We start from the raw sequence: 21,894 nt of genomic DNA on the forward strand, positions 1-21,894 counted from the left end.
AAGTCAGGAGACACCACCATGCAATCAGCGGACATCATCGTCATTGGCGCGGGCATTGCGGGGGCCTCGCTGGCCTGGCAGTTGGTGCAGGAAAAAGCCGGGGGGCAGGGCGCCAGCGTGCTGCTGCTCGAGCGCGAATCTCAGCCCGGCTACCACACCACCGGCCGCTCGGCGGCCCTGTACATGGCCACCTACGGCACGCCCAACATCCAGGCGCTGACCCGGGCGAGCCGCGCGTTTTACGACGCGCCGCCGCCCGAGTTTGGGACTGACCCCATCCTCTCGCCCCGTGGCGTGGTCTACGTGGCGGGGCCGGACCAGCTCGACATGCTGAAACAGGCCTACGACGAAGCCCACACCATCTCGCCCAATGTGGAATGGGTGGACCAGGCCGCACTGCTGGCCCAGCTGCCATGCCTGAAGCCCGAAGCCGTGGCCGCCGGCATGAGCGAGCCCGAAGCTTCCGACATCGATGTGCACGCGCTGCACCAGGGCTACCTGCGCGGCCTGCGCCAGCGTGGCGGCCAGGTGCTGACGAATGCCGAGGTCACGGCCCTGGAGCGCCAGGGCGATGGCTGGCAGGTGACGCTCGCCGATGGCCGGGCGCTGCGGGCCACCACCATCATCAACGCCGCGGGCGCCTGGGCCGACGTGGTGGCGGGCCTGGCCGGCGTGCCACCCATCGGCCTGGAGCCGCGCCGCCGCACCGCCTTCACCTTCGCCGTGCCCGAAGGCATGGACGCGACCCACTGGCCCGCCGTGATCGGCATCGACGAGAGCTTCTACTTCAAGCCCGACGCAGGCCAGTTGCTGGGCTCCCCCGCCAACGCCGACCCGACGCATCCCCACGACGTGGTGCCCGAGGAACTGGACGTGGCCACGGGGATTTATCACATCGAGGAAAAAACGATCTTCCAGATCCGCCGCCCCTCCCACACCTGGGCAGGCCTGCGCTCATTCGTGCCCGACGGCGACATGGTGATAGGCTGGGACAACCATGTGTCCGGCTTTTTCTGGCTGGCGGGGCAGGGCGGGTATGGGATTCAGAGCGCGGCGGGCGCCTCGTTGCTGGCGCGGCTGCTGCTGCGCGGCGAGCCACTGGCGGAAGAACTGGTGCGCGAGAGGGTGGCGCCGCAAGGGCTGTCGCCTGCACGGCTGCGATAGCTGCGCGTCTGTTTTTTGGCCGAAGGGTGGCTCAGGCGAACGTGTTGACCTGGGTACCCAGCGTGCCGGACGTGGCCAGCCCTGGCTGGGGCATGGATTGCTGCATGGCATCCAGCAGCGTGGCCGCTGACGTGGCCTGCATGTCCAGCGCCTTCTTCAGCACCACCATGTTCAGCGCATCGGACGTCTTGGCACTGGCCAGCGCGGTGGCGGTGTTGACGATGCTGTTGGTGAGGGCGACGTCCATGGTGATTCCTTGGGGTGATGGATTCATATCGGCATGCGGGCGGCAGGCTTGAGGGTTTTTACATATCCGGGCCCGCCTGGGGTTGCCATTCTCACTCCAGCGCCGCCGCCCCAATGGCTCCGCACGCCGCCAGGTCGGACGCGCGAACCCCGGGCAACTGCCGTGCTGTGTCCCGAAGCGCCGTGCGCAAGCCTTCCTCCAGCGTGGGGTGGTAGAACGGCATGCCCAGCAGGTCATGCACCGTCAGTTTCTGCTGAATGGCCAATGCAAGCAGGTGGGCCATGTGTTCGCCCTGAGGCGCGCACATCTCGGCGCCCTGCAGACGGCCGGTGGCCCGGTCGGCGTGCAGGCAGATGCGCCCATGGTTGTGCTGGGCTGCCCGGGCCCGGCCCTGGTCGTCGAAGCTGGCCGTGCCCGTGATGGTGTGGACAGGGTCCATGTCGGCAAGGCGCTGGCCCACCATCGCGACGTTGGGATCGCAGAACACGATGGCCAGCGGGGTGCGGCGCTGAAAGCGCGCAGGTGTCTCCGCCAGGGCATTCATCCCGGCGATATGGCCTTCGTCGGCCGCCTCGTGCAGCAGCGGCACGTGGGCGTTCGCGTCCCCGGCCAGGAACACGGGCAGGCTGCCGATCTGCTGGGTCCGTGCATCCACCGTGGGCATGCCATGCTTGTCCAGCGGCACATCCAGGGTGTCCAGGCCCAGGTGCTCGATATTGGGTACGCGGCCCATGGCGGCGACGACCTGGTCCACCACCACGCGGTGGGAGCCGCTGCGCACTTCGATGCCGCCGGGCACTTCCCGCAGTTCGGCCGGGGCCCCGGCGTGCAGCACCATGTCCTTCTTGAGCAGCGCTGTCAGTTCGGCGTTGAGCGCCGGGTCGCTCAGGCCCGCCAGTGTGTCGCCGGTGGTGAATGCGGCCACCTGCAGCCCGAGCCGGGCCAGCGCCTGGGAGATCTCCACGCCGATGGGGCCCATGCCAATCACGGCGATGCGGGGGCCGAGGCTGGGCTGCTCGAACAGGGTGTCGGTGGTGAGCATGCGGTCGCCAAACGCCAGCCATTCGTCCGGCACGCTCGGGCGCGAGCCGGTGGCGATGATGATGCTGCGCGTGGCATGGCGGGTGCCGTCGATGTCCACCGCGTGCGGGCCGGCCAGCGACGCGCGCCCGGATACCTGGGCGCTGCCCAGCCCGCTGGTGGCCTTCAGAACGCCCGCCACGAAATCATCGCGCAGGGCGCGCACGCGCCGCAGCACGGCCGGTATGTCGGCGGTCAGGGCCTGTGCGCCCCGCAGGCCGAATTCCTCGAATGCGTGGCGGCGGTGAAAGGCGTTGGCCGCCTCGATCAGTGCCTTGGAGGGCATGCAGCCTACCCGCGCGCACGTGGTGCCCCAGGGCCCTTCGTTGACGATCAGGTAGCGGTCGGTGCGTTTGCGCACCTCGCGCAGGGCGGCCAGGCCGGCCGTGCCTGCGCCAATGATGATGGTGTCGAGCGGTTGGCTCATGGGTGGTTCCTTGGGAGCCCTGCAAACCCTGAGTGTCGCGGCCCGGCCGCGCGGCGCTTGTAGGCGCAAAGGCCTTTGTTGGTTCCCCCTGCCCGGGCAGCGCGGCGTGGCCGGCGAAGCCCTTGCCCTCGCGGCAGCCCCGAAAGGTGCCGTCGGTCAGGCCGCGGGCTCGGTCCAGCCCACGCGGCCCTGGCCGCAGTCGTTGATGCGCTGCACGAAGGCCGCGGCCCGCGCTTCGGGCAGGCGCAGCTGCACGGTGACCAGGCTGCCATGCCGCACCTCTGACAGTTCGGCCCCGGCCAGGTCGATTTCGCGGCGCAGCAGGCCTTCCAGGGCGTAGGGCACCAGGCACTGCAGGGTTGTCATGCGCTGCAGCGTGACCTTGGGGGCGGTGAGCAGTGCCTGGGCCACAGTGTCGGTGTAGGCGCGCACGAGGCCGCCCGCTCCCAGCTTCACGCCGCCAAAGTAGCGCACCACCGTGGCCAGCACCCCCTCCAGGTCCTGGTGGCGCAGCACGTCGAGCATGGGCCGCCCGGCCGTGCCCCCGGGTTCGCCGTCATCCACCGCCGCCGACTGGCCGCCCGCCAGCAGGGCCCAGCAGATGTGCGCGGCACCAGGGTGCTGCTTCCACAGCGCATCCACCGCGGCCTGCGCGCTGGCGCGGTCGGCCATGGGCTGCACGCAGCCGATGAACCGGCTTTTCTTGATGACAAGTTCGCTGTGCGCGGGCGCGGCCAGAGTGTGGGGCATGGGGCGCAGAGTGTAAGGGGGCGGCCCGTGTGTGAAAAAAGTCACAGCCCAGGGCCGTGGGAAGGGGTACGCCCGCGTGAAACGCCCGCGACCGTGTGTTCTGTCACACAGGCGTGCGGCGCGGATTCCTACACTGCGCATTGAAGCCCTGACTTACGCTGGCGCTCAGTTTTTTGCAGCGCCGAAGCCTTATAAAAAGGAACCGCCATGTTCGCCATCCCGTTCACCGCCCCGTCGCATGCCGCCTGGGGCCACCATCTTTTTGGCAGGTTCCTGTCGCGCTCGGCACCGCCCGCTGCTGGCGTGGCGGTTGCGCAGGCCATGCCTGCCGAGGCCGAAGCCGCGGTGGCGGAGGACGCGTTCCCGGATCTGGCGCAGCGGGTGCGTGAAGTCGGGGAATGGTAGCCAGGGCGACGGCGCTCGACCGGCGGGCCCCGCCCTGTCCAGCACCCGGGCGCCTTCCTTCTTCCTGGATAGCGGCAATGCAGGGCCGTGCATGGCCACGGAAAGTCCCCACGGTTCCCTGCGGGCTTTCGTCGATATCGGCCTGGCTCCTCGGTACAATAAACAATCCATCTGGATGGTTTGTTGAATGACCGAAGCACATCGCCGCCAAAAACAGCCTGAACTGATCCGCAGCCAATTGCTGGCCGTGGTCCGGGAACTCCTGGTGCGGGAGGGCCCCCACGCCGTCACGCTCGATGCCGTGGCCCAGCGGGCCCACGTGACCAAGGGCGGGCTCCAGCACCACTACCGCAGCAAGCAGGCCCTGCTGGATGCGCTGTCGGACCAGCTCTTCGAGGAGTTTGAACAGTGTTTTGCGAAAGCGCTGGACCAGGAAGAGGACACGCCCGGGCGCCATGCGCGTGCCTACATCAGGACCTGCTTTGACAGCGGCTCGGACAGCCGCCAGGTGGAGACGCAGCGGGCGATCGGCCTGCTGGCCCTGACGTCGGCGCCGTGCCGCCAGCGGTGGCATGCCGCGATGGCGGCGGCACTGAAGGCCGACGGCGACGATCCCCACACGGCCAATGTGCTGCTGGCCTGCCGCCTGGCGGGAGACGGGTTCTGGTTCGCGCAGATGCTCGATGTCTATGCACTCGACCAGCCGCGCAAGGCCGCCATCCTGGACATCCTCCTGTCCCTGTGCCAAGGAGGCCGGCCATGACCTGGAGCACGTCCGCGGGCACCTATCTGATCCTGGGCGCCGCCATCTTGCTGGAAGTGCTGGGCACCACGGCACTGAAGGCCTCCGAGGGATTCACCCGGCTGGTGCCGAGCACGGTCACCGCGGTGGCCTACATGGCGTCGTTCTACCTGCTCTCGCTGGCGCTCAAGACGCTGCCGATGGGCATTGCCTATGCGGTCTGGTCCGGTGTGGGCATCGTGCTGATCTCCACCGTGGGCTGGGTGTACTACGGCCAGCGCCTGGATCTGCCGGCTGTGATCGGGCTGGGCCTGATCGTGGCGGGTGTCCTGGTGGTGAACCTGTTTTCCCACAGCGTGGGCCACTGAGCAGCCGCCAAGGCGGCCCGGCTTGCGGCCTCGCGGCATGTCCTATCCACCGATTCCCGTTTTTGTACCTGTTTCCCATGAACCTGCGACCTTCCCCGTCCGCCGGGCCTTTCTGCGTCACTGGCCAGACACCTTCGAGAGCGCAGCTGCAAGCGCTGCTGGCGGCAGGACATCCTGCCTTGCACTTTGAGCAATGCGACTTCGACGGGCTGGACCTGGCGGGCCTGCCGCTGCGCGGCGCCCAGTTCATTGGCTGTTCGTTCCTCGGGACCTCCCTGGACAAGGCGGATCTTGGCGGCACACGCTGGCTGGACTGCCGGGCAGGGCAGGCGCAGTTCCGCCTGGCGGACCTCACCGAGGCGCGCTTTCACCGCTGCGACCTGAACAACACCTCCTGGGACCGCGCCAACCTGGCCTCGGCACGGTTCGCCGAAGTCAAGCTCACCGGCGCGCATTTTCGCGAGGCCGGCACGCTGGGGCTGGGTTTTCACGATTCGCTGCTGGTGGGGGCCGACCTGCGCGGCGTCTCGTTTCGCAAGCAGACGGTGGAGCAGCTGGACCTGTCGGATGCCGATCTGGCCGGGTGCGATTTTCGGGATGCTGTGTTCGAAGGCGGAAGCCTGCGCGATGCGCACCTGAAGAACGCGCGCTTTGATGGCGCGGACCTGCGGTCGGTCGACCTGGGCGGGCTGCGCATCGCGCACCTGGCGCAGTCTTTCAAGGGCGCCATCATCTCGGCCGACCAGGCGGGGGTGCTGGTCAGCGAGCTGGGCATCCGGGTGGTGTGAAGCCGGCGAGGCGGCCGGATCGCCGGCGCTTTTCTACAGCCTGAGCTCCCAGGTTTCGCCCACGGCCTGCTGGCCGAAGCCCTCGTAGGGTTCCGACTTGACCAGCTTGAACCCGCGTTTGGCGTAGATGCCACGCGCGGCCGCCAGGCAGCTATTGGTCCACAGCACCATTTTCCGGTAGCCCTTGGCCCGCGCGAACGCGATGCACTCGTCGGTCAGGCGGGCGCCCAGCCCCAGGCCGCGCGCCCGAGGCGACAGGATGAGCATCCGCAACTGGGCCGTGCTGGCGGACTTGCGCACCACGAACACGGCGCCCACGCGTTCGCCCTCCAGTTCGGCGATCCAGCACCGCTCCCAGCCCGGCTGGAACTTGCGCACGAACTGCGCGGCGATGTCCGCCACCAGTGCCTCGAAGCGGCTGTCCCAGCCGTACTCGCGCCAGTAGATTTCGCCATGCTGCTGCACCACCCAGCCGATGTCGCCGGGCACGGGGTCGCGCAGCACGGCCACCTTGGGCGCCGCCGCGGCGCCGCTGGCGGGCTCCAGCAAGGCCTCGATGCGTTGCATGGCGTCCACCAGTTCGTGCCGCCGGGCCGGCGGCAACGGGGCAAGCAGCGCGGCGGCTTCGTCGCGCGAGCGCTGCTGCAGCGGTTCGAACGCAGCGCGCCCGGCAGGGGTGAGCGTGAGCACGCTCTGGCGCGCATCACGGGCGCTGGCGCTGCGCAGGATCCAGCCCGCGCCTTCAAAACGCCGCAGGATCCGGCTCAGGTACCCGCCGTCCAGGCCCAGGTCCCGGGCCAGCTCGCTGGCGACCGGCGCGTCGCGGTGGGCCAGCTCGTACAGCACGCGCACGTCGGTCAGCGAGAGATCGCTGCCCAGGTACGGGTCCAGCACGCCCACGCGGCGGGTGAAGAAGCGATTGAACCTGCGCACGGCCTTCACGGCGTCGGCGGCGACGGGCGCGCTGCCTGCGGCTGCGCTGGCCTGGGAGGATGGATTCGTGCTCATATATGCCTTTGTCATGTAATTAATTGACAAAAGCAAGTATATGCCTGATCTCCATCAAACCTTGAGGAGTGAAGGGCAAGTGCGTTCGGGGCGACAAAACACGCCTGCCAACGTAAAATCACGGGTTATCCACCACAGCCGCGCCCCACGAGGCCCCATCCGCACATGGGCTGGCCGCGCTCCCCATCTGAATGAACGCCCCCGTCGACGTCTCCTTTTTTGCGCGTGCCGCAAAGCCATTGACCAGCTACCGCCCGTACTGGGCCAAGCGCTTTGGCACGGCCCCGTTCTTGCCGATGAGCCGCGCCGAGATGGACAAGCTGGGCTGGGACAGCTGCGACATCATCCTGGTGACGGGCGATGCGTATGTGGACCACCCGAGCTTCGGCATGGCCGTGATCGGCCGCACGCTGGAGGCCCAGGGCTTTCGCGTGGGCATCATCGCCCAGCCCGACTGGCAAAGCGCCGAGCCCTTCAAGGTGCTGGGCAAGCCCAACCTGTTCTGGGGCGTGACAGCGGGCAACATGGATTCCATGATCAACCGGTACACCGCCGACCGCAAGATCCGCAGTGACGACGCCTACACGCCCGGCGACATTGGCGGCAAGCGCCCCGACCGTGCGGCCATCGTTTACAGCCAGCGCTGCCGCGAGGCGTTCAAGGACGTGCCCATCATCCTGGGCGGCATCGAAGGCAGCCTGCGCCGCATCGCGCACTACGACTACTGGAGCGACAAGGTGCGCCGCTCCATCGTGGTGGACAGCAAGTGCGACCTGCTGCTGTACGGCAACGCCGAGCGCGCCCTGGTCGAGGTGGCGCACCGCATCGCCGCGCGCGAGCCGGTCGAGCAGATCACCGATGTGCGTGGCACGGCCTTCGTGCGCCGGCCCGACGACGAGAGCGGCAAGGGCTGGTTCGAGATCGATTCCACCAGCGTGGACGAGCCCGGGCGCGTGGAGGCCCACGTCAACCCCTACATGACGACCAGCGAGCAGGCGGCGGCGCAGGGCAGCACCTGCAGCAAGGAGGGTGCTCCTGATTCTGTAGCTGTTGGCGCAGATCCATCAAGCGCTGGAGGCCAAAAAGACCTTCAAACGGCTGAACCCAACCCCGCCATCCAGCCCATGCTGTTCGTGGCCAACCCGGCGCTCAAGGCGAAGCTCAAGGTGCCGCCGCGCGACAGGAGCGTGATCCGCCTGCCCAGCTACGAGCAGGTCAAGAGCGACCCGGTGCTGTACGCCCATGCCAACCGCGTGCTGCACCTGGAGACCAACCCCGGAAACGCCCGCGCGCTGGTGCAGGCGCACGGCGAGGGTGCCACCGCCCGCGACGTATGGATCAACCCGCCGCCCATCCCGCTGACCACGGCCGAGATGGACCACGTGTTCGACCTGCACTACGCGCGCGGCCCGCACCCGAGCTATGCCGACGAGAACGGCAGCCACGACGGCGCGACCAAGATCCCGGCGTGGGAGATGATCCGGTTCTCGATCAACATCATGCGCGGCTGCTTTGGCGGCTGCACCTTCTGCTCGATCACCGAGCACGAGGGCCGCATCATCCAGAGCCGTTCCGAGGATTCCATCATCCAGGAGATCGAGGACATCCGCGACAAGGTCAAGGGCTTCACCGGCACCATCAGCGATCTGGGCGGCCCCACGGCCAACATGTACCGCCTGGGCTGCAAGAGCCCCGAAATCGAGGCCGCATGCCGCAAGCCCAGCTGCGTGTACCCGGGCATCTGCTCCAACCTGGGCACCAACCACGACCCGCTGATCAAGATATACCGCCGGGGCCGCGCGCTCAAGGGCATCAAGAAGATCCTCATCGGCTCGGGCCTGCGCTACGACCTGGCCGTGAAGTCGCCCGAGTACGTGAAGGAACTCGTGCAGCACCACGTGGGCGGCTACCTCAAGATCGCGCCCGAGCACACCGAGCAGGGCCCGCTGACCAAGATGATGAAGCCGGGCATCGGCAGCTATGACAAGTTCAAGCAGATGTTCGAGAAGTTCAGCGAAGAGGCGGGCAAGAAGCAGTTCCTGATCCCGTATTTCATCGCCGCGCACCCGGGCACCAGCGACGAGGACATGATGAACCTCGCCATCTGGCTCAAGAAGAACGGCTTTCGCGCCGACCAGGTGCAGACCTTCTACCCGAGCCCCATGGCCACGGCCACGGCCATGTACCACAGCAACAAGAACCCGCTGCGCAAGATCACGCGCGAGAGCGAGACCGTGGACATCGTGCGTGGCGAAAAGCGCCGCCGCCTGCACAAGGCCTTCCTGCGCTACCACGACCCGAACAACTGGCCCCTGCTGCGCGATGCGCTCAAGGCCATGGGCCGGGCTGACCTCATTGGCAACGGCAAGCACCACCTGATCCCGACCTTCCAGCCGCTGACCGATGGCGGCTACCAGAGCGCCCGGCGCAAGAATTCCACCCCCACCGGTGCCAAGGCTGCCGTGGTGCCCGCATCGCGCAGCGTGCAGCAGCCCACCAAGGGCCGCATCCTGACCCAGCACACCGGCCTGCCACCGCGCGTGACAGGGGGCGCCACCGCGCCCGGCGGCGGCAAGAGCGGCAAGGCATTCAAGAAGGCCCGCTAGGCGGGCCGCCACGCGCGCCACACCCGCCATGCCCCAGCAACGCACCCTGCTGCACGCCGGCGCCGCATGGAAGGTCGAGCGGGTTCTCAAGCATGCCGCGCCCGTGCGGTGGAGCGCGACCTACGAAGCAGCCTCCGGGCGCTGGGTGCTGCCCATGGACGGGCTGTCCGAGTTCCAGATGGCAGGGCAGGTGGTCCTGCTCGACGGCCTGACGGCCCTGGGTTTGCCGCAGGGGCTGCCCTACCAGATGCGGCCCCTGCAGCCCACGCCGCAAACCAGCATCGTGGTGAGCACGCAGGGGAATGGGCCGGTGGGCGCCCCGGGCAACCAGAACAACCTGTCGCCGCGCGTGCGCATGCTCACGCCGCGCCTGCTGTGGCGCCTGCGCATGCACTGGCGGGCGCTGGCCGATGGGCGCCCGCTGCCCGCCGGGGGCGCGGCGTTCGATGTGCTGCAGGGCACGCCGCCGCATTCGGCGCCGCGGACGGTAGGGCGCGCGCGGCGCTTCATGGCCCAACGGGTGGCCCTGGCCGATGGCGAGCGGTGGTCCCTGCAGGATGCGGCGGACGCGGCCGGCTGCTCGGCGTTTCACCTCGCCCACCTGTTTCGGCGGCATCTGGGCCTGGGCCTGCACGGCTACCGCCAGCGCCTGCGGATGGCGGCCGCGCTGCAGCGGCTGGAGGCGGGTGAATCGGACCTGGCTGCGCTGGCGCACGACCTGGGGTACTGCAGCCAGAGCCACCTGGGCGCTGTCTTTCGCGCCGAGGTGGGCGTGACGCTGGCGCAGGCGCGGTCCGCGCTGCAGGGGCGGGGCGGGTAGACCCCGCGAAAGCCTGCCAAGCCCGCGGCCGCGCGAAGCGCAGGATTCTGATATCCCGCCGGGGCCATGGGCGCGAGACTGGCGCCATGTCCTCTTCTGCGTTTTCCATTTCTCGCATTTTTCACGCGCGGCCTGCATCGCCGGCCCGGAACCTGGCCATCGGGGTGCTGGCCGCGCTGGCAGCGGCCCTTGTGGGCAGCGGCTGGCAGATCGTCACGCGCCACGGCGTCACCACGTCGCTCGGGCCGGTGGAGCTGGCCGTGCTGCGCTATGGCGTTCCCGCGCTGGTGCTGGCCCCGCTGTGGTGCCGGCGCACCGGATGGCCCGCCGCGATGTCCCTGGGACGGCTGGCCCTGCTGGTGCTGGGGGGCGGGCTGCCCTTTGGCCTGCTGGTGCTGGCGGGGGCACGCTGGGCGCCGGCGGCGCACATGGGCATCTTCATGGCCGGCTGCATGCCGCTGTTCGTGGCGCTGGGCGGGCGGCTGGTGCAGGGCGACAGGCTGGGGCGCCTGCGCGTGCTGGGCCTGGTGCTGATGGCGCTGGGCGTGGCGGCGCTGGGCCTGGGGGTGTGGCGCGATGGCCTGGCGTCCTGGCGCGGGGATCTGCTGTTTGTGCTGGCGGCCGTGCTGTGGGCCGCCTACACGCTGGCGTTTCGGGGCTGTGGCCTGTCGCCCTGGCAGGGGGCCGCCCTGGTGAACCTGGGATCTGCGGTGCTGCTGGTGCCCGTGGTGATTGTCTGGGGCGCCCCGCGCCTGGTGACGGCACCCTGGACCGACGTGGCCTTCCAGGCGCTGGGGCAGGGTGTGATGGCCGGTGTGCTGGGGCTGGTGGCCTACACGGTGGCCATTGCACGGCTGGGTGCCGCCCGCGCGGCGCTGTCCGCCGCGCTGGTGCCCGTGCTCACGGCGCTGGGCGCGGCCTGGCTGCTGGGAGAGGTGCCGCAGCGCAGTGCCTGGGTGGCACTGGCGCTGGTGGTCCCCGGCGTGGTGCTGGCCAGCGGCGCCATCGTGCCGGGGCGCCTGGCAGCGGACCTCAGGCGGCGTGCCGCGCGTCGGGGAGCGCGGCGCCACCCGCCGGCGGTACCGCCTGGCCCAGGCACTCGCCCAGCGGAAGGGGCCGCGCCACCGCGTAGCCCTGGGCATAGTCCACGCCGATGAGCCGCAGCGCGTCCACGATGGCGGCGCTCTCGGCGAACTCGGCGATGGTCTGCTTGCCCATCACATGGCCGATGCGGTGGATCATTTCCACCATGGCGCGGCTGGTGGGGTCCTGCAGCATGTCCTTCACGAAGGCGCCGTCGATCTTGAGGTAGTTGACCGGCAGGTGCTTGAGATAGGTGAAGGACGACATGCCCGCGCCGAAGTCGTCCAGCGCGAACCGGCAGCCCAGCTGCTGCAGCTCTTTCATCAGGCGCACGGCGTTGGGCAGGTGCGAGATGGCGCTGGTCTCGGTGATCTCGAAGCACAGCAGTGCGGGGTCCAGGCCGGATTCGGTGAGGGTGGTGCGGATGTACTTGAGCAGGCTGTCGTCGCCCAGGCTGGTGCCCGACAGGTTGATGGCGCAGGTGTGCAGCGGCAGGGCGCCCGGCGTGCGCTGGTGCAGCGCCAGCGCCTGCAGCGTGTGCCGGATCACCCAGCGGTCGATGGAGGGCATCATTCCGTAATGCTCGGCGGCCGGGATGAAGGTGCCGGGCGCCACGAGCTGGCCGTCCTCCTCGCGCAGCCGCAGCAGCACCTCCATGTGCAAACCCTCTTCGGCGTGGACCTGCAGCGCGCCGATGGCCTGCGCGTGCAGCTGGAAGCGGTCGTGCTCCAGCGCCAGGCGCAGGCGCCGCACCCAGTCCATGTCGCCTTCGCGCCGGGTCATCTCGATGTCCTCGGGCTGGTAGATGAACACCCGGTTGCGGCCGCCCTCCTTGGCGCGGTAGCAGGCCATGTCGGCCACGCGCATCGCTTCCTGTATGGACGTGAGCGCGGGGATGAGCTGCACCATGCCGATGGAGAGGCCCGTCGTGAGGTGCTGGCCCTCCCATGCCAGCCGCAGGTCCTGGCCAGCCTGGCGCAGCTGCTCGGCGATGCGCGCCGAGGGCCCGGCGGGGCAGTCCTTGAGGAGGATGCCGAACTCGTCCCCGCCCAGCCGCGCCAGCGTGTCGCCCTCGCGCAGGTGGCTTTGCAGCATGCGGCAGACCTCGCGCAGCATCTCGTCGCCCGCCTGGTGGCCGCAGGTGTCGTTGATGAGCTTGAACTGGTCCATGTCCACGTAGAGCAAGGAGCCCTCGCGGCCCGGCTGGCGCGGGCGGCTGAGCAAGGCCTCGAGCCGGTGCTCGAACTCGCGCCGGTTGACCAGGCCCGTGAGCGCGTCGTGGCTGGCCTGCCAGGAGAGCTGTTCCACGTAGTGCTGTTCGCGCGTGACGTCGTGCAGTACCAGCACCGCGCCGGTCACGGTGCCCTGGTGCTGGATGGGCGAACCCACCAGCTTCACCGGCACGACGGTCTGGCCGGGGCGCACGATGGTGCGGTTGATGTCGTCCTGCGTTCCCTTGGCGCTCCTTGCGCCGCCCGCGTTCGCGGCGCCGTGGCTGCCCTGCCGCAGTATCTGCTCGATGAGCGTCCCGGCGGCCTGGGGCCGGGGGTCTTCGCCATCGAACTTCAGGGCCTCGTCCAGCGGTTTTCCCACGGCCTGCTGGGCGCTGCAGGCCAGCAGCTGCTCCGCCGCCGGGTTCATGTACATCACTTCGCCATGGATGTTGGTCGTCACCACCCCGTCGCCGATGGCGGTGAGCGTGGTGCGTGCCTGCTCGCGCTCCGCGCTGAGCGCCTGCTCCACGCGCCGGCGCTGCGCCAGCAGGGTGTGGGTGTGCCACAGGGTCAGCAGGATCAGGGTGGCCGCGATGCCCATGTTGGTCCACATCAGCAACGCCACGATGCGGCGCGAGCTGTCTCCCAGGGCCTCGCTGAAGGCGCGGGCGGCGGGGGTGACTCCCGCATTGATGTCGCGGATGGCGGTTTGCCACTGCGCGCGGGTATCGTCGTCCACCGAACCCAGCTCGGTATCGTGGCGGATCTCGTGGGACAGGTCGCGCAGCGCATTGATGTATTCGTCTCCCACCAGCCAATGCTGGATCGGCTTTTGAACGATGTCGAAATGGTGGAGGTAGCGCAGCAGCCAGATGAGTCCGTCGATGTCCTGCGGATGGTTGCCCCCGCGCAGGAAACCCTCGCGTGCCAGATCGACCTGCACCTGCCCGGGTTGCAGGGCCAGGCGGGCCGCCCGGTCTCCCAGCGGAATATCGATGGCCTGCGTGAACAGCGCGAATGCCTGGGGCGAGCCATTGGCCGCGTACTGGCCCAGGTAATAGATGGCATCCTTCTGCCCCTTCGTCCACAGGCTTTCGCCGGCGACGAAGCCGCGCACGGTGGACAGCACGTACAGGCTGGCGGTGGCGCAGGCGGCCAGCAGCAGCACCATCACGATGAAGGGCCAGGTGAGCCGCAATGTCAGCTGCACGGGTCTTCGCTCGTCTGGCTGCAACACAACATCCATGGACTGTTCTCCCGCCTGTTCGCCAAGTTGGTTGCCGGGCCGCTTCCTGGGGGCTGCGTCAGCGCCGGCGGCACAGGGCGGGGCATGCATCCCGGTGGCGCTGGCACAGGCTTCGGCAAGGCGTCGGACAGCCCGCCGGTGCGGTGCTTTGCACTATATAGCGATCAGGTCGCCCCTGCATGCAAAGCATGGCATTGCGGCGCGCAGCCCGGGCTGGCGGCGGGGGCTGCGAAGGCGCGTTCCCAAAAGACAGCGGCCCGGCGCGCTGGTCTGCGCGCCGGGCCGCTTCGCGGCGTCCGGGCCCCTGGAAAGGGCCGGGCCCCGTCAGGGTGCCGCGTGGGTGCCCACCAGTACCGATTGTGGGGCGTCGTCCTTGGCCGGGGGCGTGATGAGATCCTCGATGATGAACGTGCGGTAGTAGAAAGCCGCTACCGCGCCTTCCGGTGCGATGGCGCCCACCAGCCGCTCGGTGTTGTCCTTGTCGGCCATGTGCACCAGTATGCCGTGGTGTCCCGTGCCGGCCAGGTCGGCGATGCGGCGCACCATGTCGCCCTCGGCGCCCACCGACGGCAGGGGTGCGTCGGCCGTGCCCAGGGTGTGCACGATCTCCTGCAGGATGACCTCGGGGCTGGCGTAGGCGATCTCGCCCGCGTGGCCAGCGCCCTGCAGGGCCGTGGCGGCCTGGCGCACGCAGTCTTCGTCGGGGAAGAGGGCGAACACATGGCCCGTGGGGTAGAAAACGCCGCCCATGTTGGTCATGGTGGAATCAAGAACGAGGGGTTTCATGGGCATCTCCCGAGGTGTTTCAGACCTTTTCGATTGAAACCCCTCCCCCCGGGTGCGTGGTGTAGGCCAGCGGGCACTCTGCGCGTCAGCACCCTTTGGGAAGCAGCAGGAAATATGGGGAAAAATAGCCTCTCGCCCATATCCATCCAGCGCAAGCAGCTATCAAAATTGACGGTTCTTTGCAGCCCTGCCTAGCGCAGCCATCCGCCCAGCCAGGCCCCGAGCGCCGCGCAGTGGAGCACCACGGTGGCCCAGTAGACCGCGCGAAACTCCAGCTTGCGGGACTTGTGCCGCAGCCACTGCTGGGCGAACCATGCGCCCGGCCAGCCGCCCGCCAGGCCCAGCAGGTGCAGGTGGCTCTCTCTGGTGCGCCACTGGCCGTTTTGCGCGGCGCTCTTGTCGATGGCGTAGACCAGGAAGGTCAGGAGGTTGATGGCCATGGCAGCGCCCAGCACCCACCAGGGGAGCCGGCCGGCCCAGAAGCCCCAGGCCAGCAGGGCCGCCCAGCCCAGCATCAGCACCAAGGCCGGGCCCGCCGGGGTGGACGGGCCGCTGTCATCCGCGGTGCGCCGATGGCGTCGAACCTGGGGCCGGGCGGCCCGCTGCGCCGGTGTGCGCCGTGCCGGGCGCGCAGCGGCTGTCGGCGGCGCCGTGACCGATGGGCGGGGCTGGGCGGTGGCACCGGGGTGCGCGGCAGGCTGCACGGCCATCGCCCTGGGCCCCTTGCCGCCCACATGGATTTCTTCATACACCACGGCCAGGCCCTCGCGGGGCGCGGCGCTGCCTTGGTAGTCCCGCACATGAAAGAACACATCGGCCGAGGTGTCCGGGCTGCGGATGAAACCGAAGGCGCGTGTGGCATCCCAGCGGATGACGGTGCCTTGCTTGTGCATCGGTGAAAACGGGTTCTCAGGCGAGGGTGTGCAGGGGAATGTCCTGGGCGGTGGCGAGCGCGTCCAGCTCCCCGCGGGTCTGGCCGCGCAGGAAGTTCGCCACGGCCTGGTGCGTGGCGGGCGCGCGCAGCTGGCCCGGGTCGCCAGAGGCTGGCAGCCCCGCAGCGGCGCACAGGCGCGCGGCGAAGTGGGGTTCCAGCGCGGCCACGGCCACGCGGCCGTCGGCGCAGGGGTAGATGCGGTAGCCCGCGTGGTTGCCGCCCACGTCGCCCTCGGGCGTGGTCAGGCCCCAGTCGCGCGGCTGGGCCAGCCAGGCGGCGGCATCGGCCAGCGCCACTTCGATGCACACGCCGCTGCCGGTGTGGGCGCGCTCCAGCAGGGCCTGCAGCACGGCCTCGCTGGCCATCAGGGCGCCGCCCATGTCGGCGTACAGCGTGGGCGGCATCTCGGTGCCGGTCACCAGCCCGGCGTCGGCCAGGTAGGTGAGGTCGTGGCCGGGCTCCTCGGCCCGCTCGGCGGCCGCGCCCACGATGCGCACCAGCGACAGGCGCGGGTATTTCGACTGCAGCGCCTCCCAGGAGAGGCCCAGCTTGGTGAGCGCCGAGGGGCGGAACGAGGTGATCAGCACATCGGTGCGGGCCAGCTCCTCATGCAGCGCCGCCTGGCCTTCGGAGGTTTTGAGGTGGGCATGCACCACGCGCACGCCCTGGTGCAGCGTGGCATAGGCCGCCGGGCTGTAGATGCCCATGGGGTCGGCGCTGGGATGGCCTGGGGCGGGCGGGGGTTCGAGCTTGGTGCATTCAGCACCCATGCGCGCGCAGCGCATCAGGGCGGCGGGGCCGGGCAGGTTGAGGGCGAGGCTGAGGACGCGGACGTTGCGCAGGGGCTGGGGCAGGGCGGTGGTCATGGGCTCAGGGTTGTCTCGGCGTTGTGGTTTTGAATGGAAGGCGCGGCGCTGGAACTTCGCAGGGCGCGCGGGCTCACTCCCTGCGTTATACATAATTTGTTACGCTCCCTGACCCATGCAACGCAGAACCTCTTTGGCCGCCCTCACAGGCCTGGCCGCCTTTCCGGGAGCTTTCATGACCACGTCCCTGAGCAGCGCCGCCACGGCACCCGCTTTGCAGGCGCTCAAGCCCTCGCCCCGCATGCCGGTGCTGTTCGTGGGCCACGGCAGCCCCATGAACGCCATCGAGGACAACGCCTGGCGACGCAGCTGGCAGGCCTTGGGGGCAGAGTTGGCGGCCCGCGCCGTTCAGCCGCAGCTCATCCTGTGTGTGTCGGCCCACTGGCTCACGCGTGGCGGCTGGCAGCTGACCGGCATGGCCAACCCCAAGACGATCCACGACTTTGGTGGTTTTCCGCAGGCGCTGTTCGACCAGCAATACCCCGCGCCTGGTGCGCCGCAGGTGGCGCGCAGCCTGGCGGGGGAGCTCAAATCGCCTGCCACCGGAGGCGCTCTGGGCGTGGATGAGGGCGAATGGGGCCTGGACCACGGCACCTGGTCGGTGCTCAAGCCCATGTTTCCAAAGGCACAGATCCCGGTGATGCAGCTGAGCATGGACTACAGCCGCGCCCCGGCCGAGCATTACGCGCTGGGCCAGCAATTGAAGGCGCTGCGTGAGCGGGGCGTGTTGATCGTGGGCAGCGGCAATGTGGTGCACAACCTGCGTCTCACGCGCCGTGGCACGGCCGCCAACGAGGCGTACGACTGGGCCACCGACTTCGACACCGTGGTGCAGGAGCAGATTAAGCAAGGCCAGCTCGGCGCCCTGCAGGACTTCCAGAAACTGGGTGCCGTGGCCAAACAGGCGCACCCCACGCACGAGCACTATCTGCCGCTGCTGTATGCGGCAGGGGCCGTGTTGCCCAGCGAGATGCCCCGTTTCTTCAACACGGGCTACCAGTCGGCGTCGATCTCGATGCGGTCGGTGCTGTGGGGGTGATGGGTGCCCCGCCTGTGGTGGTCTGCTTCTATTTTTATAGCTGGTAGCGCTTATGGATCAAGCGCCAGAGGCCAAAATGACTTGAAAACCCTGTGCGGCGCCGATCAGCTCGGCAGGTCATCCGCCCGGACTGTCAGCCACGGCCAGCGTTCGCGGTAGCTTTCGGCCTTGGCCTGGAACAGCGGCAAGTGCGGGCACGCCGGGTTGGGGCGCATCAGTCCGGCATACAGCTCTTCAAGCCCATAGGGCGCGTACAGCGTGGGCTCCTCCATGCCAGGGCCGGATGCAGGCTGCAAGCCCACGCAGGTGCAGGGCACCAGAAAGCGCTCGATCCCGTTGCACGCCGATTGCAGCGGCGCATACGGGTAGCCGAACCAGCGTTCGTACCAGAGGTGCACCCGGGCCTGGTTCTTGGCTTCCACGGTGATCGGCAGGTCGGCGAAGAGGGCGGTGACGCGGGCCTGCACGGCCTCTTCGGCGGCCTCGGACAGGTCCGGCGCATCGAAATAGAACAGGTCGTAGTCCTTGATGCGCGCCGTGGGCTCCAGGCCGGAGCGCAGGTTCCACACCGTCTGGAACAGGCAGCCCGCCACCAGCCAGGCATCCGGCAGGCCCAGAAGCGGCAAACGCTCCAGAAGGACCGCGTTGTACGGGTTCTGGAGCGCTTCGCTCACAAAGCGGCTCTGAAGATCAGCGCCAGGGTTCATCAAGGGGGTATTCACCGAATTGCGTATCGCCACTGTCCTTTGAACAAGCGCAGCCAATGCGAGGTAGCCGCGCAAGGGCCGCCCAAGCTGCATAGCGGCGCTCCTCTTGCGTGCGCTGGCTGCGTCCCCCTTCCCGAATTGCGCAGCAATTCGAGAGGAAGGGGGAAGGCGCGTCAGCGCCGCAGGGGGTTACATCACTTTGGCGATCGCCTGGCAGACGTAGTCGATGTTCTTGCTGTTCAGGGCTGCGACGCACATGCGGCCGGTGTCGGTGCCGTACACGCCGAACTCATTGCGCAGGCGCACCATCTGGTCCTTGGTCAGGCCCGAGTAGCTGAACATGCCGATCTGGGTGGTGATGAAGCTCATGTCCTGCTTCACACCGGCGGCCTTGAGGCCATCGACCAGCTTCTGGCGCATGGCCTTGATGCGCACGCGCATTTCGGCCAGTTCCTTTTCCCACATCGCGCGCAGCTCGGGGTTGTTCAGCACCGCGGCCACCACCGCGCCACCGTGGATGGGTGGGTTGGAGTAGTTGGTGCGGATGACGATTTTGAGCTGGCTCAGCACGCGGCCGGCTTCTTCCTTGTCGGCGCACAGCACCGACAGGCCACCCACGCGCTCGCCGTACAGGCTGAAGCTTTTGCTGAAAGATGTGGAGACAAAGAAGTTCAGGCCTGCAGCCACAAACTTGCCGATCACGGCGCCGTCTTCGGCGATGCCGTGGCCAAAGCCCTGGTAGGCCATGTCGAGGAAAGGCGTCAGGCCCCTGGCCTTGACGGCGGCGATCACCTGGTCCCACTGGGCGGCCGTGATGTCGTAGCCGGTGGGGTTGTGGCAGCAGGCGTGCAGCACAACGATGGTGCCGGGTGCGGCTGCGTTCAGGCTGGCCAGGAAACCTTCGAAGTTCACGCCGCGCTTGGCCGCGTCGTAGTAGGCGTAGGTATCGACCTCGAAGCCGGCGTTGGTGAACAGGGCGCGGTGGTTTTCCCAGCTGGGGTCCGAGATCAGCACCTTGGCGTTGGGGCTGACCTTCTTCAGGAAGTCGGCGCCGATCTTGAGGCCACCGGTGCCGCCGATGGCCTGCACGGTGGCCACGCGGCCGGAGGTCACGGGTTCGCTGTCGGCACCGAACACCAGGCTCTTGACGGCGTTGTCATAGGCCACGATGCCGTCGATGGGCAGGTAGCCACGGGCCGTAGGGGTGGACATCATGGTCTTTTCCGCGGCCTGCACGCACTGCAGCAGGGGCAGCTTGCCGTTGTCGTCGAAGTACACGCCCACGCCCAGGTTGACCTTGTTGGGGTTGGTGTCGGCGTTGAATTGCTCGTTGAGGCCCAGGATGGGGTCGCGGGGGGCCATTTCGACGGCGGTGAAAAGAGACATGAAAATCCTTGAAAGGTTGTCAGTAGCGAAGAATCCGGGCGTGGTGTACTGTGCCGGGTTCCGCCGATTTTAACGGCCTGCCCCTCCCACTCGTTGACTGCACCCATGCCGGATATCACACAGGTCATAACGGAAAAGCAAGACGGCGAATTCGTCCGTTTTCCCGATTCCCCCTTTGAATTGTTCCAGCCCTATCCGCCGGCGGGAGACCAGCCGGAGGCCATCAACAAGCTGGTGGAAGGACTGCGCGATGGCGAGGCCTTCCAGACCCTGCTCGGGGTGACGGGCTCGGGCAAGACCTTCACCATGGCCAACGTCATCGCCCGAATGGGGCGCCCGGCCATCGTGTTCGCGCCCAACAAGACCCTGGCCGCGCAGCTGTACAGCGAGTTCCGCGAGTTCTTCCCCAAGAACGCCGTGGAGTACTTCGTGAGCTACTACGACTACTACCAGCCCGAGGCCTATGTGCCCCAGCGCGACCTGTTCATCGAGAAGGACAGCGCCATCAACGAGCACATCGAGCAGATGCGCCTGTCGTGCACCAAGAGCCTGATGGAGCGAACCGACGTGGTCATCGTGGCCACGGTGTCGGCCATCTATGGCATCGGCGAACCCGAGAGCTATCACCGCATGGTGATGACGCTGCGCACCGGCGACAAGCTGGGCCAGCGCGACGTGATCGCCCAGCTGATCCGCATGCAGTACCAGCGCAACGAGGCGGACTTTTCACGCGGCAAGTTCCGCGTGCGGGGCGACACCATCGACGTGTTCCCGGCCGAGCATTCGGAGCTGGCCATCCGCATCGAGCTGTTCGATGACGAAGTGGAGAGCCTGCAGCTGTTCGATCCGCTCACGGGCCGCGTCAAGCAGAAGATCCCGCGCTTCACGGTCTACCCGAGCAGCCACTACGTGACGCCGCGCGACAAGGTGCTGGCCGCCGTGGAGACCATCAAGCTCGAACTGGCCGAGCGCCTCAAGCAGTTGCTGGCCGATGGCAAGCTGGTGGAGGCGCAACGCCTGGAGCAGCGCACGCGCTTCGACCTGGAGATGCTCAGCGAAGTAGGGCACTGCAAGGGCATCGAGAACTACACGCGCCACCTGTCGGGCGCCGCGCCGGGCGACCCGCCGAGCACGCTGACCGACTACATGCCCAAGGACGCGCTGATGTTCCTGGACGAGAGCCACCAGATGATCGGCCAGCTCAATGCCATGTACAGCGGCGACCGCTCGCGCAAGACCACGCTGGTGGAGTACGGCTTTCGCCTGCCGTCGGCGCTGGACAACCGCCCGCTCAAGTTCGAGGAGTTCGAGCAGCGCATGCGGCAGGTGATCTTTGTCACCGCCACGCCCGCAGACTACGAGCGCACCCACTCCGGCCAGATCGTCGACCAGGTGGTGCGGCCCACCGGCCTGGTGGACCCCGAAGTGGAGGTGCGACCCGCCACCCATCAGGTGGATGATGTGCTGCAGGAAATACGCATTCGTGTGGAAAAGCGCGAACGTGTACTCATTACCACGCTGACCAAGCGCATGGCGGAGCAGCTCACCGACTACCTGACGGACAACGGCGTGAAGGTCCGCTACCTGCACAGCGACGTGGACACGGTCGAGCGCGTGGAGATCATCCGCGACCTGCGCCTGGGCGCGTTTGACGTGCTGGTGGGGATCAACCTGCTGCGCGAGGGACTCGACATTCCCGAGGTGTCCCTCGTGGCCATCCTGGATGCCGACAAGGAGGGCTTCCTGCGGGCCGAGCGCAGCCTCATCCAGACCATTGGCCGCGCGGCGCGGAATCTGAACGGGCGGGCCATCCTGTATGCCGACCGCATCACCGATTCCATGAAAAAAGCCATGGGCGAGACGGAACGCCGCCGCATCAAACAGATCGCACACAACGAGGCCCACGGAATCACTCCGCGCAGCATTGTCAAGCGGGTAAGAGACCTGATTGACGGCGTCTACAGCGAGAAAGCCGGCAAGGACGCCGAGCGGCTGGAGCAGGAAGCCATGCAGCGCGCCAAGGTGGAGGACATGTCCGAAAAGGATGTGGCGCGCGAAATCAAGCGGCTCGAAAAGCTCATGCTCGAGCATGCGCGCAACCTGGAATTCGAGCAGGCTGCCCGGGTGCGCGACCAGCTCACGCGTCTCAAGGACCAGGCATTTGGCGCGCATGGCAGCGATTCGGTGGCCTTGTGAGGGCATGTCGAAGACCGGGCGAATACACCACA

At 68.1% G+C, this 21,894-nt stretch carries 19 protein-coding genes and 1 pseudogene; 10 read left to right on the forward strand and 10 right to left on the reverse strand.

Annotation, left to right across the window (positions count from 1 at the left end):
• Window positions 1-18 precede the first annotated feature (18 nt).
• Window positions 19-1,164: an NAD(P)/FAD-dependent oxidoreductase gene (locus tag AC3RCE_RS12670; protein WP_492255323.1), complete on the forward strand. Its 1,146-nt coding sequence runs from the start codon at window positions 19-21 to the stop codon at window positions 1,162-1,164.
• A gap of 31 nt (window positions 1,165-1,195) precedes the next feature.
• Here the strand turns inward: AC3RCE_RS12670 and AC3RCE_RS12675 are convergent, their stop codons facing one another.
• The 3 genes from AC3RCE_RS12675 to AC3RCE_RS12685 all read right to left on the reverse strand — a co-directional run bounded on the left by AC3RCE_RS12675 (window position 1,196) and on the right by AC3RCE_RS12685 (window position 3,668).
• A complete protein-coding gene (locus AC3RCE_RS12675) occupies window positions 1,196-1,411 on the reverse strand; it encodes a YjfB family protein (RefSeq protein ID WP_218295135.1) in 216 nt (71 codons plus the stop codon).
• 91 nt (window positions 1,412-1,502) lie between these two features.
• A complete protein-coding gene (locus AC3RCE_RS12680; protein ID WP_492244974.1) occupies window positions 1,503-2,918 on the reverse strand; it encodes a dihydrolipoyl dehydrogenase in 1,416 nt (471 codons plus the stop codon).
• Between the two features lie 156 nt (window positions 2,919-3,074).
• Window positions 3,075-3,668, reverse strand: coding sequence for an IMPACT family protein (locus tag AC3RCE_RS12685; RefSeq protein ID WP_218295133.1), 594 nt, complete (start codon window positions 3,666-3,668; stop codon window positions 3,075-3,077).
• A gap of 207 nt (window positions 3,669-3,875) precedes the next feature.
• Here AC3RCE_RS12685 and AC3RCE_RS12690 point away from each other — a divergent pair, with 207 nt between their 5' ends.
• The 4 genes from AC3RCE_RS12690 to AC3RCE_RS12705 all read left to right on the forward strand — a co-directional run bounded on the left by AC3RCE_RS12690 (window position 3,876) and on the right by AC3RCE_RS12705 (window position 5,971).
• Window positions 3,876-4,073 carry a hypothetical protein gene (locus AC3RCE_RS12690; RefSeq protein WP_218295132.1) on the forward strand — a complete coding sequence of 66 codons (198 nt, stop codon included), beginning with the start codon at window positions 3,876-3,878 and terminating at the stop codon, window positions 4,071-4,073.
• Window positions 4,074-4,260: 187 nt separating this feature from the next.
• On the forward strand, window positions 4,261-4,836 hold the full coding sequence (locus tag AC3RCE_RS12695) for a TetR/AcrR family transcriptional regulator (RefSeq protein WP_218338666.1): 576 nt from the start codon (window positions 4,261-4,263) through the stop codon (window positions 4,834-4,836).
• Complete coding sequence (locus tag AC3RCE_RS12700) at window positions 4,833-5,183, forward strand: SMR family transporter (RefSeq protein ID WP_218295130.1); 351 nt, start codon at window positions 4,833-4,835, stop codon at window positions 5,181-5,183. The genes AC3RCE_RS12695 and AC3RCE_RS12700 overlap by 4 nt, the downstream gene beginning before the upstream one ends.
• Before the next feature lie 179 nt (window positions 5,184-5,362).
• Window positions 5,363-5,971 (forward strand): pentapeptide repeat-containing protein, encoded by a 609-nt coding sequence (locus AC3RCE_RS12705; RefSeq protein WP_255590805.1) that lies wholly within the window; start codon window positions 5,363-5,365, stop codon window positions 5,969-5,971.
• Window positions 5,972-6,004: 33 nt separating this feature from the next.
• Here the strand turns inward: AC3RCE_RS12705 and AC3RCE_RS12710 are convergent, their stop codons facing one another.
• Window positions 6,005-6,979 (reverse strand): bifunctional helix-turn-helix transcriptional regulator/GNAT family N-acetyltransferase, encoded by a 975-nt coding sequence (locus AC3RCE_RS12710; protein ID WP_255594662.1) that lies wholly within the window; start codon window positions 6,977-6,979, stop codon window positions 6,005-6,007.
• A 191-nt stretch (window positions 6,980-7,170) separates the two neighbouring features.
• Between AC3RCE_RS12710 and AC3RCE_RS12715 the strand changes: the two genes are divergently transcribed.
• The 3 genes from AC3RCE_RS12715 (at window position 7,171) to AC3RCE_RS12725 (ending at window position 11,562) form a co-directional block, all read left to right on the forward strand.
• Window positions 7,171-9,585, forward strand: coding sequence for a YgiQ family radical SAM protein (locus tag AC3RCE_RS12715; RefSeq protein ID WP_492255324.1), 2,415 nt, complete (start codon window positions 7,171-7,173; stop codon window positions 9,583-9,585).
• Window positions 9,586-9,613: 28 nt separating this feature from the next.
• Window positions 9,614-10,405 carry a helix-turn-helix transcriptional regulator gene (locus AC3RCE_RS12720; protein ID WP_218295126.1) on the forward strand — a complete coding sequence of 264 codons (792 nt, stop codon included), beginning with the start codon at window positions 9,614-9,616 and terminating at the stop codon, window positions 10,403-10,405.
• 86 nt (window positions 10,406-10,491) lie between these two features.
• Window positions 10,492-11,562, forward strand: coding sequence for a DMT family transporter (locus AC3RCE_RS12725; protein ID WP_492255325.1), 1,071 nt, complete (start codon window positions 10,492-10,494; stop codon window positions 11,560-11,562).
• Window positions 11,563-11,578: 16 nt separating this feature from the next.
• On the opposite strand, the pseudogene AC3RCE_RS12730 reads toward AC3RCE_RS12725, so the two are convergent.
• From AC3RCE_RS12730 to AC3RCE_RS12745, 4 genes and pseudogenes are all read right to left on the reverse strand, one after another.
• Window positions 11,579-14,038, reverse strand: a pseudogene (locus AC3RCE_RS12730) (EAL domain-containing protein); the annotation flags it as partial.
• A gap of 234 nt (window positions 14,039-14,272) precedes the next feature.
• Window positions 14,273-14,734, reverse strand: a complete 462-nt coding sequence (locus tag AC3RCE_RS12735) for a hypothetical protein (protein WP_492255326.1) — start codon at window positions 14,732-14,734, stop codon at window positions 14,273-14,275.
• Between the two features lie 191 nt (window positions 14,735-14,925).
• Window positions 14,926-15,627, reverse strand: a complete 702-nt coding sequence (locus AC3RCE_RS12740) for a DUF1294 domain-containing protein (RefSeq protein WP_492255327.1) — start codon at window positions 15,625-15,627, stop codon at window positions 14,926-14,928.
• A gap of 16 nt (window positions 15,628-15,643) precedes the next feature.
• Window positions 15,644-16,534, reverse strand: coding sequence for a CoA transferase (locus AC3RCE_RS12745; RefSeq protein WP_492255328.1), 891 nt, complete (start codon window positions 16,532-16,534; stop codon window positions 15,644-15,646).
• Between the two features lie 175 nt (window positions 16,535-16,709).
• Here AC3RCE_RS12745 and ygiD point away from each other — a divergent pair, with 175 nt between their 5' ends.
• Complete coding sequence (ygiD, locus tag AC3RCE_RS12750; protein WP_492255329.1) at window positions 16,710-17,573, forward strand: 4,5-DOPA-extradiol-dioxygenase; 864 nt, start codon at window positions 16,710-16,712, stop codon at window positions 17,571-17,573.
• A 104-nt stretch (window positions 17,574-17,677) separates the two neighbouring features.
• Here ygiD and AC3RCE_RS12755 read toward each other — a convergent pair whose 3' ends face one another.
• Window positions 17,678-18,280: a nucleotidyltransferase family protein gene (locus AC3RCE_RS12755; RefSeq protein ID WP_492255330.1), complete on the reverse strand. Its 603-nt coding sequence runs from the start codon at window positions 18,278-18,280 to the stop codon at window positions 17,678-17,680.
• A 189-nt stretch (window positions 18,281-18,469) separates the two neighbouring features.
• Window positions 18,470-19,666, reverse strand: a complete 1,197-nt coding sequence (locus AC3RCE_RS12760; RefSeq protein ID WP_492255331.1) for an amino acid aminotransferase — start codon at window positions 19,664-19,666, stop codon at window positions 18,470-18,472.
• 105 nt (window positions 19,667-19,771) lie between these two features.
• Between AC3RCE_RS12760 and uvrB the strand changes: the two genes are divergently transcribed.
• On the forward strand, window positions 19,772-21,862 hold the full coding sequence (gene uvrB, locus AC3RCE_RS12765; protein ID WP_255594660.1) for an excinuclease ABC subunit UvrB: 2,091 nt from the start codon (window positions 19,772-19,774) through the stop codon (window positions 21,860-21,862).
• The last annotated feature ends 32 nt before the right edge of the window (window positions 21,863-21,894 follow it).

The sequence above is a fragment of the Acidovorax sp. GW823-FHT05D11 genome, from assembly GCF_058795695.1.